This is a genomic window from Nitriliruptor alkaliphilus DSM 45188, assembly GCF_000969705.1.
Taxonomy (GTDB): domain Bacteria; phylum Actinomycetota; class Nitriliruptoria; order Nitriliruptorales; family Nitriliruptoraceae; genus Nitriliruptor; species Nitriliruptor alkaliphilus.
The window spans coordinates 312,463-330,341 of record NZ_KQ033901.1 but is presented as its reverse complement, the minus strand read 5'-3'; the positions used below and the strand labels follow the sequence as shown (position 1 = coordinate 330,341).

Here is a 17,879-nt window from a genome sequence, read left to right as displayed (position 1 = left end):
CGATGCGTCCGAAGCGCCGCGTCCCCGCCGTCCTCGTGACGGTGCTGGTCGTGGTCGCCCTGGCCGAGCTGGGCGTCCGGGCGGCGGGCGATGCGTTCCCACCGCCGGCGAGGTGGGCCAACCCCTTCGCCGACGTGAAGGTCGACCAGATGCAGGAACGGGGCACGGCGACGACGGTGCTGGTCGGCTCGTCGATCGTGAACGCGGGCTTCGACCCCGCGACGCTGGTCGAGGAGGGCGTGCCGGGCCCCGTCTACAACGCGGCCCTCCCCGGCTCGGGCACCGAGGCCTGGGTGGTCTGGTACCCGGAGGTGGTCGTGCCGGTGCTCGGCCCGCAGCGGGCCGTCATCGGGGTCTCGGTCCGGGACTGGAACGCCAGCACCTTCGATCCGGCCGATGTGGAGCGTTTCCGCGAGGCCGAGGGCTTCCGCCGCTTCACCGGGCAGGCGGGGTGGCTCAGCCAGCTCGATCACGCCGCCTCCGGGGTCTCCGAACTGGTGCGCTACCGGTCGGCGTTGCGTCAACCGGCGAGCGTGGTGGCCTGGAACGCCGGTGAGCCGGTCGACGGGTGGCCTCGGCGCGAGATCGACGACGGTGGCCGCTACCTCGGCTTCGACGACGTCCGCTACCACCGCGATCCGGAGCGGTTGGCCGAACGGCGCGACGGTTCGATGGCCGACTTCCGTGCCGGCGGCCCGCGCCAGCAGGCGTTCGAGACCTTGCTGGACGGCCTCGCCAACCGGGGGGTGCGGCCGACCATCGTGCGCCTGCCAGCGATGACCGCCGACCTCGTGGCAGCGGACGTCGTCACGCGCGAGCAGGTGGCGCGTTTCGACACGCAGCTGCGGGCCGTGGCCACCGCCCGTGACCTGCCGCTGCTCGACGCCCGGTCCTTCGACGACCGCGCCGAGCTGTTCGCCGACGAGTACCACCTCAACGAGGTCGGGGTGCAGCGGCTGAGCAGGTGGACCGCCCGTGGCATGGCGGGCGTCGAGGAGCGCGCCGGATGAGCTCGTTGCCCCCACCTCCACCCGACGACGCGCTGACGGCGCTGCTTCCCCCTGACGTGGACCTGGCCGTGGGCTGGCGGCACGAGGCTGCCGTCCCGGTGTGGCACGGCGTGGTGTGGGGCCGGCTCGGCCGCGGTGACCTGGCCTGGGAGCACCTCGACCGGGTCCAGCTACCCCTCCTGGCGCCGTGGATCGCCGCGGAGCGGGGCCGGATCCTGCGCGAGCTCGGGTTGCACGGCGAGGCGGAGGCGCGCGAGCTGCCTGCCCTCCTGCGGGCCGAGGACGAGGTCGACGCCGCGATGCTGCGGGTCTCGCTCGTGGCCGACGCGGTCGGGGTCGGTGACACGTCCCGCGCGGTGCGCCGGCTCGGCGCCGCACGCTCTGCGGTCGAGGCGCTCACCGATGGTCCCCGAGCTGCCCGTCAGCGGCTCCGCCTCGGCTGGGTCGACACCGAGGTCGCCTTCCTGACCGGCCAGCAGCCCCCGCTGTCCGACACACCGCGTTGGGACGAGGTCACCGACGAGCCGACCGTCCCTCCCGACCTGGCCTGGGGCAGCGTCTTCCACCGCGCGAAGGCGCTGCTGTTCGCCGGGATCGCCCGCGGCGACGGACGGCTGCTGGAGGCCGCGGCCGTGCAGGCACCGCCGGTGCTGGCCTGGGCGGTGCACCTGGCTCGGGCGGACAGCGGGGTGGCTGACGCGCTGACGGCCGCCCGCGCCGCGTGGTCGGCTGTGGTCGCGCCACCGGAGCACGCAGCCGCGGTCGCAGCCACGCCGACGGCGGTCCGCCTCACCGGAAGGTCCACAGCGAGTTGAGGACGTAGTTGTTGAGGGGGATCAGGCCGAACGCGACCAGTTGCACCAGGGCGTAGTGCACGGTCAGCACCTCGGTGCCGAGGTGGACCACGACGGTGTTGAGCAGCAGGGCGACCGCGATGACCGTCAGGAAGCGCGGCAGGAGGGTGCGGTGCCGGCCCAGGCTGGCGAAGACCCAGCGCCGCTGGAGGGTGTAGGACACCACCAGCCCCACCCCGAAGCCGACGGTCGACGCGACCAACGGGCGCAGCCCGCCCAGTTCCACGAGGAGGGTCAACGTCGCCAGGTGCGAGCCGGCGGCGGTGCTGCCGGCGATGACGTACCTGACGAGCCGGCGGACGTCGGACAGCCGGCGGAAGCCGCTCGCGCGGTCGGGTGCTGACGGGTCCGACGTGGCCACCCGACCTCCGAGGCTGCGCACGATCGACGGGACGCTACCGGAGACCCGGTGTGGGCCCTCCGGCCGACCGGCGTGTGGCACCTGTCGGGCCTCCCGCGCCGCCCTTGCTAGCGTCGGCCGACGATGGCCCTCTCATCCCGCCCCGCGTGGCTCGTCGAGGCGCTCGACGTCGTCGAACGCCGCGGTGGGTTGTTGCGCGCTGCCGTCGGTGGCCTGGTCGGCGTCGGTCTGATCGTCACCGTGCTGGCGCCGGGGATCCTGCCCCGCCAGCCCCTCGTCGGTGCGGCCGTGGCGGTCGCTGCGATCCTCATCGGTTTGGCCATCACCATCGCCGTCGATGCCGGCGACGCGACCATCCGAGGGCCTCGGCACGTCCGCTCGGCTGGCGGCGAGCTGGTCGGGGTGCTGCCGACCCAGGTCTCGCCGGCGGGCGCCGGCGATCTCGCGGCATCGGTCCTCGACGCCCGGGCGGGGCGGCGGGTGGTGCTCGGGTTGTCGGGGACCGGACGGGGCGTCGATGCGGCCGCGTGGACCGACGCGCTCGGGGTCGCCCTCGCCGAGCAGGGCGCGAGCGTGCTCATCGTCGACGTCGCGAGCGGTGCGACGCCGCACGAGGGGCTGCTCGAGGTCGTGCGCGACGGGGCCTCGCTCGGGCACACCGTCACGTTCGAACGGGACATCAAGCTCGCGCGTCTCGGTGCGGGACGGGACCTCGACGAGGCGATGCGTGCGGCAGCGGCGCTGCCCGAGCGTCTCCCGAAGGATCTCGAGGTGCTGCTGGTCGCGCTCCCGCCGCTGGCGGACCGCGACGTGCTGGCGGCCGCCGGTGCGTTGAACGCCGTGCTGCTGCTCGCCCGCAGCGACGCCACCCCGCGCGTCCGACTCCAGGCAGGTATCGAGGCGCTCGAGGGTGCCGGCACCGTCGCCCAGGTGGTGCTGATCGACGACCGCACCGCCCGTACCCCGCGGCGCGAGGTCCCCTCCTCCCCGGCGGACGGTGCCGAGCCCTCCGACGAGGTGGCGGTCGACGAGGTCACCGACGCGCCGCTCGCTGAGCCCAGCGCCGAGGCCGACGAGGACCCCGTGGTCGCCGGGCCCGAGGCATCGGAGCCGGTGGGAGCGGTGGGCCCGCAGCCGGTGGCCGCGACCGCGCCGGAGACCGCGGAGCCGGAGCTCGCGGAGGCTGTGGCCGAGGCCGCATCGGAGACCGCGCGGCCGGAGCTCGCGGAGCCGGAGGTCGCGGAGCCGGAGGTCGCGGAGCCTGAGATCGCGGACCTGGCGCCGGTCGATCCAGAGCCGGTCGACCCGGAGCCGGTCGACCCGGAGCCGGTCGACCCGGAGCCGGTCGAGCCGGAACCGATCGAGCCGGAGACCGCGGAGCCGGAGGTCGCGGAGGCCGCGCCGGACCGCTGGTCGGGCCCACCCCTGTCGACCCCCCGCGCCGAGCTCGAACGCCGCCCCGCGCCCTCCGTGCGCGTCGTCCGCGACCTGCCACCCTCCCCCCGGCAACCGCACCGACCCGATGACGCAGCCACCCCCGAGGTGGTCACGGCGTCGAAGCCAGAGCGGTCGACCCCTCCGGCCTCACCACAGGACCTCGACGTGGTGTCGGGGGCAGCGGCCGCTCGCCTCGCCGCCCAGCTCGCGAGCACGGTGACGCCACCCGCGGCACCCGACCCCGTGGTGGCGCCGACACCAGGACCGGAGCCCGCCCCCGAGGCCGTGGTCGGGCGCACCCCCGAGTCCGATCCCGTCCCTGAGCCCGAGCCGGTGGCTGTGGTGCCCCCCGAGCCCGAGGCCGAGGCCGCACCACGGTCCGAGCCCGAGCCCGAGCCGGCCGTGGCACCGGACGTGGCCGTGAACGACCTCGCCGATCCCACCGACGAGATCCCGGCGGTCCGCGACGAACGGCTCGCTGCACCGCAGCCCGAGGACGACCCGCTGCGCACCACCGCGCAGCTCGCCCTCCTGATGGACGAGCTGCACGAACGCGACGAGGTCGTCGACGTCACCGACGTGGCCGATGTCACCGGCGCGTCCGACGACGACGGGCCGCGGACCCACGGCGCAGGCTGACGGTCCGCCCCCGGTCGGCCTCGCCGTACCCTCCGCGCTCGCGGTCCTCCGGAGGTGCTCGTGCCCGTCGCGCGACGCTCGCTGCTGCTCGTCCTCGCGCTGGTCCTGGCCGCCTGCGGTCGGGGAGGCGCCGACGGTTCCGTGGCGTGGCGCGACCTGACGCTCGAACTGCCCGACGGGTGGACGGTCTTCGAGGAGGGCCAGACCCTGCTGAGCATCGCGAACGTGCCGCTCGGTGGGGATGTCAGCGAGGAGGAGCGGCCGTCGGGGGACGTGGTCGCCATGTTCCTCACCCACCGGCGCGGGGTCACTCCGGGGGAGTGGCGCCGCCAGATCGAGGACAGCGGCGCGACCTTGGAGGTCGACGAGGCGATCGAGGTCGGCGGTGTCCCAGCGACCCGGTTGCAGTTCCTCACCCCGGCTTCGGAAGGCGCCGCCGAGACCCGTGAGCTGGTCGTGATCGTGCCGGCGCGTGAGGTCGAGGTGCTGGCGCAGCCGGTGCCGCTGCCGGGGAGCACGGACGCGCCCGAGGTCTTCGACCGCGCCCGCGACACCTTCGACGGCGTGCTCGCGTCGGTGCGCTGGGGCGCCCCGGTGGAGACGCCCGGGTCCTGACCGCTGGAGCCGCGTACGTCGCGGTCGACGGGAAGGTTCCTGACAGGCTCTGGACGCACCGCGGAGGGGTCCGAGGCGCGGACCACGCACGGTGCGGTCGACGGCCTCCGCAGGATCTGCCGTAGCTGCGAGGCTGCGCCAGCCGCACGCTGGCTGGGGCAGACGACGTCCAGTGGACGTTCGGGAACTCGGGAGCGCCGCGTGTCGTTGTTGTGGCGTCCTGTTGCACGTGTCAACGTCTGTGACTCGTGCTCAGGTTCGGGGCGATCGTGGCCGATGTCCCGGAGGTAGATCGAAGGGGAGGACCCCGGGTGCGCCCACCACGTCGTGTCGTGTCTCTGCTCGTCCTGACCAGCCTGCTGTCGGTGGGCGTCATCCCCGCAGCGGTGGCCACCGAGGTCGCTGCTCCCGAGGTGGTCGATGCGGAGCTCGACCTCGCGCACGTGCCGACGGCGGAGGTGGCCGAGGTCGTCGTCGACGGGCTCGAGGGCCCGGTCGGTGACCCGACGCCCGGTCAGCGGTCGGGCGTCGTGACCGCCCCCATCGAGTTCACGGCGCTGTGGGCCGAGCTCCCGACGGGGCTCGATGCCATCAACGTGCGTACCAGCGTCGACGGCGAGACGTGGACCCCCTGGTTCGCGCTGGAGCGTCAGGACGGCCTGGATGCCCCCGACCCCGGTACCGAGGAAGCAGCCGCTGCGGTCGACGCCGAGGCCGTCGGTCTCACCGACCTCCAGGTGACCCTCGAGGGCCGCCACGTGCAGGTCGAGGCACCTGGGGAGGACCTCACCGGGGTGACCCTCGGCTTCATCGACGGTGGCGGCCTGAACGAGGGCGCGGTCGCCAAGCTCGTCCGTCACCTCACCCCGCGCCCCGTCCCGGCCGAGGCCGCGACCGTGCCTGCCGGGGTCAACTCGCGCGCCTCGTGGGGAGCGGCGCCCTTCAAGGGCACCCCGTCGGTCGCGAGCAACGGCGTCCAGCAGGTCGTCCTGCACCACACGGCCACCCAGAACAACCTGCGCCAGGCGGACGGCACCTGCAGCCACGATGCGGTCGCGAGCACCATGCGGAGCATGCAGAGCTGGCACCAGAACCACAACGGCTGGAGCGACCTCGGCTACAACGTGGTGATCGATCCGTGCGGCGGCCTCTGGGAGGGTCGGGCCGGCGGCCTCGACCGTGCGGTCATCGGGGCGCACGCAGCCGGTTTCAACACCGGCTCGACGGGGATCTCGGTCATCGGGACCTACTCCCAGCTGGCCCCCAACGCCGACATCCTGCGTGCGCTCGACCGCGTCGTCGGGTGGAAGGCCGGCATCCACGGCATCGACACGCACGGCACCGTGTGGCGCTACTCGACGAGCTACCCGACCGTGGTCGGGCACCGTCAGGTGGGACAGACCTCCTGCCCCGGACGGATCATGGAGCACATCGAGCGCATCCGCACCAACGCCAAGGCGGAGTCCTCCAAGTGGGACCGTGTCCCTGACGGTGCCGGTGCCACGACCGCGCCGCGCTTCACCGACGTGGCCGGCAGCCCGCACGCGGCGGCCATCGAGGAGCTGGTGGCCCGCGAGATCACGACCGGGTACCCCGACCGCACCTTCCGTCCGCTGCGTGACGTCACCCGTGCCCAGGTCGCCACCTTCCTGTCCAAGGCCCTCGGCCTGGAGCCGATCCCCGGCGCCCGGTTCAACGATGTCGATCCGGGCTTCGTCCACGCCGGTGCGATCAACGCGCTGGTCGAGGCCGGGATCCTGACCGGGTACGCGGGCAACACCTTCCGTCCGAACGAGCCGCTGCGCCGCGAGCACATGGCGGTGATCATCACGCGCGCGCTGGAGCTGGACCTGAACCCCGAGGCCGCCGCACGCTTCTCGGACGTGATCGGCTACGCCGGAGAGATCGGCGCCATCGCCGACGCGGGGATAGCGTCGGGCCGGTCCGACGGCACCTTCCTGCCCAAGGCGTCGGTGACCCGCGGCCAGATGGCGACCTTCCTCGTCAACGCCCTGCACTTCCTCGAGGAACGCGCCGCCGACGAGGAGGAACTCGCCGAGCCGGAGCCCGAGCCCACCGACGGAACCGACGCCACCTAGGCGGAGGCCCACCCCAGAGCCGTAAGGAACACCTGCGTGACCCGGCGCACCCGCCTCGCCTCGTCCGTCCTCGCCCTTGCGCTCGCCGTGACGCTGCTGCCCGCCTCGGCGGGCAGCGCGCAGAGCGGGACGCCGCTGCGTCCCTCCGTGCGCGACCAGCCCGACCCCAACCCGGGCGTGGTGCTCCGAGGCCGCGGCTGGGGCCACTCGGTCGGCATGTCCCAGTACGGCGCCTACGCCATGTCCCGCGAAGGCCGGACCCACAGCCAGATCCTGCAGCACTACTACCCGGGCACCGCGCAACGCACCTGGAGCACGGACTCGCCGCAGCGGGTCACCGTGCAGCTCGCCACCGGCGGGGTGACCTCGACGCCGGCGGAAGCCGTCGGCGGTGCCATCACCTGGCGCTACGTCGAACCCAACGGCACGGCCCACGACCCTGTCACCCAACCCGCGGGGACGAGTTGGACCGTCCGCGGTGGGGGCACCGACAACGTCAACCGGGTGGAGCTGCGCGATGCGGCGAACGACCTGGTCCACGGGGGGAACGGCACGTTCCACGTGTCCTTGACCTCGATGGACGAGGTCCGCACGGCCGGCGCGCGGCTGCGGACCTACCACCCGTTCGGGACCCGGCAGTACGCCTACGGCCGCGTCGAGTACCGCAGCGACGGGGAGGGCAAGCTCGGGGTGACCAACCGCCTCCCGCTGGAGAGCTACCTGCGCGGGCTCGGTGAGGTGCCCTCGTCCTGGGGGGCGAGCGGCGGCCAGCAGGCCCTCGAGGCGCAGGTCATCATCGCCCGCGGTTACGTGCTGGGCCGCAACCGTGTCACCTGTGCCACCGCCGCCTGCCAAGTCTTCGTCGGGTTCGACAAGGAGATCGAGGCCACCGGTCAACGGTGGGTCGACGCGGTGGCCGCGACGTCCGGCCGCTACCTCGTGGACGGCAACGGGAACATCGCGAACACGTACTACTCGTCGTCGCACGGCGGGCGGACCGAGGCCAGCCAGGACTCGTGGGCCTACGGGACCGCCGTGCCCTACCTGGTGTCGGTCGACGATCCGTGGTCGCTGGACGCGGTCAACCCGATGCGCAGCTGGACGGCGGTCGCCTCCAACGCCGAGTTCCGGCGCGTGACCGGCCTCGGGCTGTCGCGCATCCAGCGGGTCGAGATCATGTCGCGTACGGCGGGCGGTTCACCCCGCGTCCTGCGCGTGACGGGTCCTGAGGGCACCAAGGAGTTCTCCACGACGGCGTCCGCAGCGCAGTCGCGGAAGTGCAACCGCAACGGGTACGCCGGCAACAGCCTGCGGTGCGACCTCGCGACGACCGTGCGCAACGCTGCGGGGGACCCCTTCGCCGGCGCTGGCGGCAGGCCCCCGTCGAGCCAGATCCGTTCGATCGGGTTCGCACCGTTCATCGATGACGACGGGAACACCCACGAGTACTCGATCGTGTGGGCCAACGCCGCCGGGATCGCGCAGGGCAAGACCGCGACGACGTTCGCACCGCGCGAGCGGGTCACCCGGGCACAGATGGCCTCCTTCATCTACCGCACCTTCGACATCCCCAAGCGCACCGACAACACCTTCGACGACGTCAACGGTGGCACCCACGCAGAAGCCATCTCCTCGGTCTCCGCGGCCGGCATCGCGAAGGGCTACAGCGCCCGTCGGTTCGGGCCCGACGACCCGGTCACGCGTGAGCAGATGGCCTCGTTCATCGCCCGGGCGATGGGGCTCGACCCGGTACGGCCGACCTTCGACGACGTCCCCCCGAACGGCACCCACGCCGGGAACGTGGGCGCCATCGCCGAGCGCGGGATCACGGCCGGCTGTCGGGGCAACTCCTACTGCCCGGGCGATCCGGTCCTCCGCGATCAGATGGCGTCCTTCCTCTACCGCGCGGCGCGGTCCCTGCGGTGACCGCCGAGGCGGCCCGCGGCGGGGGGCGGACCGATCCCCGGCCGGACGTCGCTGCCGGTCGGCGTGGCGTGGTGGTCGCGGGCTGGCTCGGGTCGACCAACCTGGGCGACGAGCTGCTGTTCCGGGCGCTGACCAGGCAGCTGCGCGCCCGTGGCGCCGAGCCGACCGCCATCTCCACCGATCCGGCTGCGACCACCGCGGTGCACGGCGTCGAGGCGCTCCCTCACCTCGATCCCCCCGCGTGGTGGCGTGCCGCACGGGCGGACCGACGGCTGGTGCTCGGCGGCGGCGGGTTGCTGCAGGACGAGTCCAGCCGATGGAACGTGCCCTACCACCTGTCCCGCGTGGCCGTCGGACGCGGCGCCGGCGCCCGTGTGGTCGCGGTGGGCCTCGGTGGGGGGACCCTGCACGCTCCCTCGAAGGCCGCTGTCCTCGCGCTGCTGCGGACCGTCCCCGTCGGTGCCCGCGACCGGCTCACCGCCTCGCAGCTGCGCACCATCGGTTGTCGGCACGTGCGGCTGACCGCGGACCTCGCCTTCTCCCTGCCACCCTCGACCGAGCCCGCCCACGACGAGCTGGTGGTGTGCCTGCGCCCGCGGAACGTCGGGGGTGGTTGGCGGCCGGCGTCCTCGAACTGGCAGCGGGGCCTGCCGAGCGCGGCGCAGCTGACCGCGCTGGCGGCCAGGCTCGGTGACCTGGCCCGTGCGCTCGGCCTGTCGCTGCGCTTCGTGGCCCTCCAGGCCGACCGCGACGGGCCGCTGCACGAGGCCATCGCCGCCCGCGTCACCGGCGTCGACGTCGTCGCGGTCCGCCCGACCGTCGACACCGTCCTCGACGAGGTCGCCCGGGGGCGGCTGGTGCTGGGGATGCGGTTCCACGCCGCGGTCGCCGGTCTGCTCGCGGGGCGGCCCGTGCTCGCTGCGCCGTACTCGTCGAAGGTCGCCGAACTCGCGTCGGACGCTCCGCGCACGGTGTGGCAGCTCGGCGTGCCGCTGACGCGCGTGGTGCCGATGCATGCAGAGGAAGCGCTCCGCGTCGGGGACCATCACCGGGCTGCCGAGCTGGCGGCGCTGGTGGCTCGCGAGCGGGGCAACGGCAGGTTGCTCGACGCGCTCCTGGAGGAGACGTCGTGAGGGGGAGGGTCAGCAGGTTGGCAGGTCGGTTCCGGCTCGGAGTCACGAGCCTGCTCGCCGTGTCGCTCGTGGTCCACGCCGTTCCGGCGGTGGCGGACCCGGGCGCAGGAACGTCGTCGGTCGACGCCCAGGTGTCAGCCTTGTTGGCCGAGCTCGACACGGCCGCGCCGAGCGCCGATGCGGCGATGGTCGGCGAGGCGGTCGCCGACCGGTTGCTGGTCACCTTCCAGCCCGGCACCAGCGACGCGGGGATGGAGCGCGTGCTGGGTGCGGCGGGCCACGACGATGTCGTCGCCGGGTTCGGTGTCCAGGTCCTCGAGGTGGACCCGACGACCGCCGAGAGCACCGTCGCCACCCTGGCGGCCGCGCCCGAGGTCGCCTCGATACAACCGGACCGCAAGCTCGCGTTCCGCACCGCTGCGGACCCGCTCCGCGGCGATCAGTGGTGGTGGCGCAACACCGGCCAGCAGGCCCGCGGCGCCGACCTCAGCTTCCAACGGGGCCGCGCGAACATCGACATCGGTGCGCACTCGGCCTGGCGTGCCAGCCGCGGCCGGGCGGGTGTCGTGGTCGCGATCGTCGACACCGGCCTGGACATCCACCACCCGGACCTGAAGCCGAACCTGTGGCGCAACCCCCGGCCGGGGACCTCGTCCTTCAACTGCACAGGCGACATCCACGGGTGCAACTTCTCCGGGCACGGCCCCTCGGGGCAGGTGTACGCCGACGCCACCGAGGACGCGCACGGCACCCACGTGGCCGGTGTGGTCGCTGCCGCGGAGAACGACGTGGGCACCGTCGGCGTGGCCCCCCGGGTGCGTTTGATGAGCGTCAAGTTCCTCCGTGGGACCGACGGCGCCGTCTCCGACGGCATCCGGGCGATGCAGTACGCGGTCGAGTCGGGTGCCCACGTGATCAACGCCTCGTGGGGGGTCGAGGGTCGGGTCACCGAACGGGACCTCCAACGTTGCGGCCAGCGCGAGTCGGGCAACTGTGCCCTCGCGGCCCTCGAGCGCACGATCCGCGACGCCAGGATCCCGGTCGTGGTCGCGGCGGGCAACAGCGGCTACTACCGAGACCGCGAAACCTGCGTCCGTCACGTACTCGACGACATGCCGGAGTACCCGGCGTCGTCGACCGCCCCGAACGTCATCAGCGTCACCGCCGTCGACAACCGTGGCGAGGTGCCCTGCTTCGCGAACGTGTCCACGACGCTGGTCGACGTGGCCGCACCCGGCGTCGCCGTCCTCAGCACGCTGCCCGAGGGGCACTACGGCGAGCTCGACGGGACCTCGCAGGCGGCGCCCACCGTGACCGGTGCGGTCGCCCTGGCGATCAGCGAGACCGGCGTCCGCGACGGTGCCAGGATCGCCCGAGCCGTCCGGCAGGGGGCGCGCCCCTTCGGCAGCCTCGGCAACACCAGCCGTCCGAGTGGCACGACGCGCGCGGGACTCGCCAGCGCGCCCGGGACGATGCAGGCGCTCGGCGCCGACCTCGGCGCCTGCCGAGGCGGTGCGCCACGCGCGCCGTTCCCGGACCTGCACCGCAGCGACGTGCACACCCTGAACGTGGATTGCATCGTCCACCACGGGCTCGCCGGTGGGTTCCGGGACGGGACCTACGGGCCGGCGCAGACCGTCACCCGTGGGCAGGTCGCGACCTTCCTCGCCAACCTGGTGCGCACCGCGGAGGACCTGCCGGTGCCGAGGAGGGGGCAGTTCAGCGACCTCGCCGGTGACGTGCACCGTGACAACATCGAGGCCCTGGCCGTGCTCGGCATCGTCAGTGGCTACCACGACGGCACCTACCGGCCCGCGAACCGGGTGACCCGCGAGCAGTTCGCCAGCCTCCTGGTGCGCACCTACGAGCACCTGGCGCGAGGCAGCGTGCGCGTCAGCGGCAACCGGTTCCCCGACGTCGGCGGGGTCCACGAGCGCAACGTGCGGGTCGGCAGCCAGCTCGGCTTCATCGAGGGCCGGGCGGACGGCAGGTTCGAGCCTCGGGCCGGGGTCACCCGGGCCCAGCTCGGCAGCCTCCTGCGCCGGGCGCTCGACAAGCTCGTCAACGACCGGGTCAGCCGCGTCGGCTGACGGCCGTCAGCGCCGACTCACCGGCGGTCGGCGAGCCGCCCCTCGAGCGTCGTCAGGATCTCGGCCGACGGGTGCACCTGGGCGGTCAGCGGGGGGCGACGCAGCGCCTCGTGGTCGTCGACGAACCGGTCGAGGACCGCCGACTCGTAGCGACCGAGCACCACGTTGACCCCGAGCCCGTCGGGCCGCTCGGTCTGCGCGCGCCACAGGAGCGTCGGGACGCCGAGGAGGGCGCACTCCTCCTGGATGCTGCCCCCGTCGGTGACCACCAGCGGCGCGGCCGCGAGCATCCGCGTGAAGCGGGCGTGGGCGAGCAGCGGCACGAGTTCGACCCCCGCGGCCTCCAGGCGCGAACGATGCGGCGCGATGGTCGACTCGGTCGGACCGTGCACCACGAAGGTGACCGGCCCCCGCGCGGCCAGCCGCTCGACCAGGTCGACGAAGCCGCGGACCCGCTCGGCGCGGTGCAGGTTCTCGACCCGGTGCATGGTGACCACGGCCGGACCCGTGGGTGCGACCGGCGTGTCGCCCAGCGAGTACCGCAGCGCGTCGACCACGGTGTTGGCCGATGTCCGCACCGTTCGTCCGCCGAGCCCACGGCGGTGGAGGTTGGCGGCCGCGACGTCGTCGGGCGCGAACAGCACCGCACCGAGGCGCATCACGATCCGGCGGATGAGCTCCTCTGGGAACGGCTCGAGCACCGACCGCGAGCGCAGCCCCGCCTCGAGGTGGGCGACCTCCAGGCCAGCACGCCTGGCGAGGAGGGTGGCCAGCAGCGTCGACGGCGTGTCGCCGTGCACGATGCAGATCCCCCCTCGCCCGCCGAACAGTTCACGCCGGAGCCGGCGTCCGTCGACCAGGCGCCAGGCGATGGCGAGGGCCCACCGGATGGCAGCCGGGATCGTGGTGATGTCCCGGGACCCGCCGAGGGTGACGTCCGGGGCCCGGACCCCGAGCTCGCCGCGCAGCTCGGCGGCCAGGGCAGCGTGCTGACCGGAGTCGATCAACCGGTAGGCGACACCGCGGTCGTCCATGAGGCGCAACAGCGGTGCGGTCTTGACGTACTGGGCCTTCGTCCCGATGAACACGTGCAGGGTGTCGGTCACGGGGCGGGGCTCGGTCACGGGTCGGGGTCTCCGGGTGGGGTGGGTGCGGAGCCTGCCACGTGCTCGGGAGGTCGGCGGACGGCGGGGACCACCAGCGCGATCCCGAGCACCCCGTACCCGACCAGACGGTTGAGGGCGGCCGCGGCGAACGCGGCTGCCGCGGCCACCCCGACGAGCGTCCCCGCACCGGCGGCGGCTGCCTCGGCGATGCCGAGCCCGGCCGGGAAGACCCCAGCGGCGGCGGCGAGCGGCCCGGAGGTGCCGACGACGGTCGCTGCGGCGAAGGAGGCACCGGCGCCGATCGCGCCGAGCAGGAGGACCAGCCGGAGGGCGTGGACGATCACCGTGGCCACCTCGGTGACGGCCAGCAGGCCGAGCGCCGGGCCGGGCGCCAGGACCGTGGCGACCCGACGGGCGACCAGCAGGCTCGCCACGGCACCCCCGGTGCCGACGAGCAGCACGCCCGCCCCGAGCGGTCCCCGTCCGAGGCTCAGCAGGGCCACGCCAGCGACGGCCGCCGCCGAGCCGAGCCAGGTCAGCGCGGCGGCGACGTTGATGGCGGTGGCGGCCCCGTAGGTGGCCCCGCCACCGGCGAGGGCCTGGATGCGCAGCGCGGCGGCCCCCGGGATCGGCAGGAGGTTCGCGGCGGTGCCGAGGACCACCACCCGGACGGCGGTCCGGGCGGGCAGGGGCTGCCCGAGCAGCCGGGCCAGCGCGATCAGCTCGACGGCGTTGACCGCGATGGTGAGCGGGGTCAGGACGACGGCGACGACCACGACGGGCGCCACACGCACGCCCCCCGGTGGCAGGTCCAACGCACGTGCCGCCGCGACCGCACCGCCGAGGAACAGGGCGGCCCCGACCAGCAGGAGCCACCGACGGGCTCCGGGCGGTGGCTGCCGGACGTCGGCGACGCGGCGCAGCCAGGCGCCAGCCCGTGCGCCAGCAGCGGGAGGCCGCTCGGTCACCGGTGGGCTCCTCCGGAAGGGTGGCGGGGACCCGGACGGGGCGCGCCGACCCCTATCCTGCCGTCCGCCCCCTCTCGAAGGCCAGGACCCATGCACGTCGCTGTCGTCGGTGTCGGACACGTCGGACTCGTCACGGCCGCCTGCCTCGCGGCGGACGGCCACCACGTGGTGGGGATGGACGACGACGCCAGCAAGATCGAGGGGCTGCACGAGGGACGCATCTGGTTCCACGAGCCGGACCTGCCCGAGCTGGTCGCCGAGCAGGAAGCGGCCGGTCGGTTGTCGTTCACCGACGACCTCGCGGTCGCACTCAAGGAGGCCGAGGTCGTCTTCGTGTGCGTCGGGACCCCGCCCCTGCCAGGCGGCGGACCGAACCTGCGCTACGTCGAGGCGGTCGGCCGCAAGGTCGGCGAGCTCGCCGAGCGCGACGTGGTCCTCGTGGAGAAGTCCACCGTCCCCGCCAACACCGGAGCCCGCCTCCGTGGCGTCATCGAACGCGAGTTGGACCGCCGGGGCCACGACGTCACGGTCCACGTCGCCTCGAACCCCGAGTTCCTGCGCGAGGGCCAGGCCGTCGCCGACACCCTGCGCCCCGACCGGGTGGTCTACGGCACCGAGCACGAGGACGCCCGCGACGTCCTGCGCCGCGTCTACGCCCCGTTGCTCGAGCGGACGGGCGCCCCCGCCGTCGAGACCGACGTCCCCACCGCCGAGCTGATCAAGCACGCCTCCAACGCGATGCTCGCCACGCGCATCTCGTTCATCAACCAGGTCGCTCGCGTCTGTGACGCGGTCGGGGCCGACGTCGCGGTCGTGGCCGAGGGCATGGGGCTCGACGAGCGCATCGGACCCAAGTTCCTCCAGGCGGGCCTCGGGTACGGCGGGTCGTGCTTCCCGAAGGACGTGGACGCCTTCATCCACCTCGCGCGGCAGGTCGGCGAGGACTTCCTGCTCCTCGAGGAGGTACGTCGCATCAACGAGGGGCAGCGCGAGGTGGTGCTGCGCAAGCTCCGTGACGAGCTCTGGCACCTCGAGGCGAAGGTGGTCACCCTCCTCGGCGCCGCCTTCAAGCCGGGGACCGACGACCTGCGCGAGGCACCCGCGCTGTACCTCGCCCGGGCGCTGCTCGCGGAGGGCGCGACGGTCCGGGTGTACGACCCCGTCGCCCTCGAGGCGTTCGCTGCGGAGGTCGAGGGGGTCGTGGCCATCGACGATCCGCTCGAAGCGATGCGTGACGCCGACGCCGTGGTGATCACCACCGAGTGGGACGAGGTCAGGAGCCTCTCGCCGGGCGACTTCCTCGAGACCCTCAGCTACCCCATCGTGATCGACGCGCGCAACGCCTTCGACCCGGACACGATGCTCGACGCCGGCGTCCGCTACCACTCGATGGGCCGCAGGAGCGCGAGCGACCGGGCGAGCTGAGCATCGGCCGTTCGGCGCCGGATCCTGTGGCGTCGCCGCTCAGGCGAACGAACGCTGCAGGAACGTGGCCATCTGCGCCCGGGTGACCCCGTCGGTGGGGCAGTAGCGGGTCGAGGTGCACCCCTGGGTGATGCCGGCCTTCTGCAGGGCGCCGATCGATCCGGCGTGGGTGTGGGAGCTCGGTACGTCGGACAGGCCCGACGGCGCGGTCTCGGGCAGACCCTTCGCACGTCGCAGGAAGGTCGCCATCTGGGCGCGGTTGACCCGGTCCTCGGGGCAGAACTTGTTCGAGCCGCAGCCGGTGGTGATACCCGCGGCGGCCAGGGCCCCGATGGCGCCGGCGTGCGGGTGGCTGGAGGGCACGTCGCGGAACCCGCCGTTCTTCGGGGACAGGCCGAGCTCGCGAGCCAGGAAGGTGGCCATCTGTCCCCGGGTCACCCCGGCGCTCGGGCAGTACCGATCGAAGGAGCACCCGAGGGTGGTACCACGGGCGAACAGACCCTCGACGTTGGTGCGGTGGGTGTTGGTGCGCACGTCCTGGAAGACCGGGAAGTCGCCGCTGCCCTTGAGGAAGTTGACGGTGATCCAGAGCCGGCCGTCCTGCTCGTAGATGCCGACCCCGATGCGGTCGTAGTCGCCGAGCACGTTGGCCCGGTGCCCGGGCGAGTCCATGAAGGCCTGCTGGATGCGCTCGACGCTCGGCCCCACGCCGACGTTCTCGCCGATCCGCTGCCAGTTGCCGTCGATGACCGAGCTGAGCCGAGGCCGGTGCGACAGCTCCTGGCGTGAGGCCATCGTGTTCGACCAGTCACGGGCGACCCGGGTGAGCTGGAGCTCGACCGGCAGGCCACGGAGGCCGTGAGCGGCGCGGGCCTGGTTGGTCAGGTTGACCAGCTGGGTCTCGAGGCCCGGCTCCAGGGTGCGCGCGGCGGCGGGACCCACCATGCCGACCGCCAGCGCGACGGTGAGCAGGGCGACGACCAGGATGCGTGACGGGTGGCGTCGGGTCAGCACGGGTCGACCTCGGGGGCGTTCGGTGGCGGGAGTGGGGGCCCTCCCTGCATCGGCGGTGGCGCAGGTGCGCTTGAGACGGCGTGCACCCTCCGTCCGACCACGTCCGGCGGCCGGGTGGCCGGCGCTCGGGCGGGGCTCGGGCGGTGGTCGCGAGGCGGCCATGTCGGCGGGAGCCGACCGGGGCGCCGCTACCCTCCGCCGGTCGTCCCGTCCCCACCTCCAGAGGTCCCACCGCCGTGGCCGCAGACCCCGCGCCGCCCCTCACCTCCGTCGACGATCACGGGGACGTGGCCGTCGAGGTGACGGTCGTCCTGCCGGTCTTCAACGAGGTGACCCACGTCCGCGAGGAGGTCGAACGCATCGCCGCCGGCCTGACCGAGGCCGGGAAAGGCTTCGAGATCCTGGTGGTCGACGACGGCTCGACCGATGGGTCGACCGCCGTCCTCGACGACCTCGCGGCCGAGCACGCCATCCGGCTCGTGCGCCTGCCACGCAACCGGGGGTCCGGGTTCGCGCGCCGCATCGGCACCGAGCAGGCACGCGGCGAGATCGTGGTGTGGACCGACGCCGACATGACCTACCCCAACCACGAGATCGCGGCGCTGGTCGACCAGCTCGACGGTGGATGGGACCAGGTCGTCGGCGCCCGCACGTCCGAGCAGGGCACCCACAGGTGGGCGCGGGTCCCGGCCAAGTTCCTCATCCGCAAGCTCGCGAGCTACCTGGTCAAGGAGCGCATCCCCGACCTCAACTCGGGGTTCCGCGCCTTCAAGCGATCGGTCGCGCTGCCGTACCTGCACCTGCTGCCGACCGGGTTCTCGTGCGTGACCACCATCACGTTGGCGTTCCTCGCCAACGCCCACCTCGTCCACTACGTCCCGATCGACTACGCCGAGCGGGCGGGCGAGTCCAAGTTCCACTGGCGCCGGGACACCGCCCGTTACGTCCAGCAGGTCGTGCGGATGGTGATGACCTTCAACCCGCTCCGGGTCTTCCTGCCGCTCGGTGGGGTGCTGTTCGCCGGCTCGATCGGCAAGCTGGTCTTCGACATCGTCGACAAGGGCGGACGGATCGCCACCAACACGGTGATCCTCATCATCGTGTCGATGCAGATCGTCGCGCTCGGGTTGCTCGCCGACCTCGTGGTCCGCGTGGTCGCCCCCCGATCGTCCCAGACGGCCGCCGAACGTCGCTGACGGCTC

14 protein-coding genes are annotated in these 17,879 nt (G+C 73.5%); 10 read left to right on the top strand and 4 right to left on the bottom strand.

Annotation, left to right across the window (positions count from 1 at the left end):
* Window positions 1–2 precede the first annotated feature (2 nt).
* Window positions 3–1,010 (top strand): hypothetical protein, encoded by a 1,008-nt coding sequence (locus tag NITAL_RS01485; protein WP_052664326.1) that lies wholly within the window; start codon window positions 3–5, stop codon window positions 1,008–1,010.
* Window positions 1,007–1,825, top strand: coding sequence for a hypothetical protein (locus NITAL_RS26915; protein ID WP_052664325.1), 819 nt, complete (start codon window positions 1,007–1,009; stop codon window positions 1,823–1,825). The genes NITAL_RS01485 and NITAL_RS26915 overlap by 4 nt, the downstream gene beginning before the upstream one ends.
* Here the strand turns inward: NITAL_RS26915 and NITAL_RS01475 are convergent.
* Complete coding sequence (locus tag NITAL_RS01475; RefSeq protein WP_169786687.1) at window positions 1,800–2,225, bottom strand: GtrA family protein; 426 nt, start codon at window positions 2,223–2,225, stop codon at window positions 1,800–1,802. The genes NITAL_RS26915 and NITAL_RS01475 overlap by 26 nt on opposite strands.
* Before the next feature lie 123 nt (window positions 2,226–2,348).
* On the opposite strand from NITAL_RS01475, the gene NITAL_RS01470 reads away from it, so the two are divergent.
* From NITAL_RS01470 to NITAL_RS01445, 6 genes are all read left to right on the top strand, one after another.
* On the top strand, window positions 2,349–4,301 hold the full coding sequence (locus tag NITAL_RS01470; protein ID WP_052664323.1) for a P-loop NTPase family protein: 1,953 nt from the start codon (window positions 2,349–2,351) through the stop codon (window positions 4,299–4,301).
* A 60-nt stretch (window positions 4,302–4,361) separates the two neighbouring features.
* Complete coding sequence (locus NITAL_RS01465) at window positions 4,362–4,916, top strand: hypothetical protein (protein WP_052664322.1); 555 nt, start codon at window positions 4,362–4,364, stop codon at window positions 4,914–4,916.
* A 332-nt stretch (window positions 4,917–5,248) separates the two neighbouring features.
* Window positions 5,249–7,015 carry an S-layer homology domain-containing protein gene (locus tag NITAL_RS01460; protein ID WP_157041559.1) on the top strand — a complete coding sequence of 589 codons (1,767 nt, stop codon included), beginning with the start codon at window positions 5,249–5,251 and terminating at the stop codon, window positions 7,013–7,015.
* 36 nt (window positions 7,016–7,051) lie between these two features.
* Window positions 7,052–8,941 (top strand): SpoIID/LytB domain-containing protein, encoded by a 1,890-nt coding sequence (locus NITAL_RS01455; RefSeq protein ID WP_052664320.1) that lies wholly within the window; start codon window positions 7,052–7,054, stop codon window positions 8,939–8,941.
* Window positions 8,938–10,074: a polysaccharide pyruvyl transferase family protein gene (locus tag NITAL_RS01450; protein ID WP_052664319.1), complete on the top strand. Its 1,137-nt coding sequence runs from the start codon at window positions 8,938–8,940 to the stop codon at window positions 10,072–10,074. The genes NITAL_RS01455 and NITAL_RS01450 overlap by 4 nt, the downstream gene beginning before the upstream one ends.
* On the top strand, window positions 10,071–12,164 hold the full coding sequence (locus NITAL_RS01445; protein WP_157041558.1) for a S8 family serine peptidase: 2,094 nt from the start codon (window positions 10,071–10,073) through the stop codon (window positions 12,162–12,164). The genes NITAL_RS01450 and NITAL_RS01445 overlap by 4 nt, the downstream gene beginning before the upstream one ends.
* Before the next feature lie 17 nt (window positions 12,165–12,181).
* Here the strand turns inward: NITAL_RS01445 and NITAL_RS01440 are convergent, their stop codons facing one another.
* Together NITAL_RS01440 and NITAL_RS01435 are read right to left on the bottom strand one after the other, a co-directional pair.
* Window positions 12,182–13,270 (bottom strand): UDP-N-acetylglucosamine 2-epimerase, encoded by a 1,089-nt coding sequence (locus NITAL_RS01440; RefSeq protein ID WP_157041557.1) that lies wholly within the window; start codon window positions 13,268–13,270, stop codon window positions 12,182–12,184.
* Window positions 13,271–13,284: 14 nt separating this feature from the next.
* Window positions 13,285–14,238: a hypothetical protein gene (locus NITAL_RS01435; protein ID WP_052664316.1), complete on the bottom strand. Its 954-nt coding sequence runs from the start codon at window positions 14,236–14,238 to the stop codon at window positions 13,285–13,287.
* 90 nt (window positions 14,239–14,328) lie between these two features.
* Between NITAL_RS01435 and NITAL_RS01430 the strand changes: the two genes are divergently transcribed.
* Complete coding sequence (locus NITAL_RS01430; protein WP_052664315.1) at window positions 14,329–15,663, top strand: UDP-glucose dehydrogenase family protein; 1,335 nt, start codon at window positions 14,329–14,331, stop codon at window positions 15,661–15,663.
* A gap of 39 nt (window positions 15,664–15,702) precedes the next feature.
* On the opposite strand, the gene NITAL_RS01425 is transcribed toward NITAL_RS01430, so the two are convergent.
* Complete coding sequence (locus NITAL_RS01425) at window positions 15,703–16,677, bottom strand: CAP and S-layer homology domain-containing protein (protein WP_052664314.1); 975 nt, start codon at window positions 16,675–16,677, stop codon at window positions 15,703–15,705.
* Window positions 16,678–16,913: 236 nt separating this feature from the next.
* Between NITAL_RS01425 and NITAL_RS01420 the strand changes: the two genes are divergently transcribed.
* Entirely contained in the window at window positions 16,914–17,873 is a 960-nt protein-coding gene (locus NITAL_RS01420) for a glycosyltransferase family 2 protein (RefSeq protein WP_083441108.1), read from the top strand.
* The last annotated feature ends 6 nt before the right edge of the window (window positions 17,874–17,879 follow it).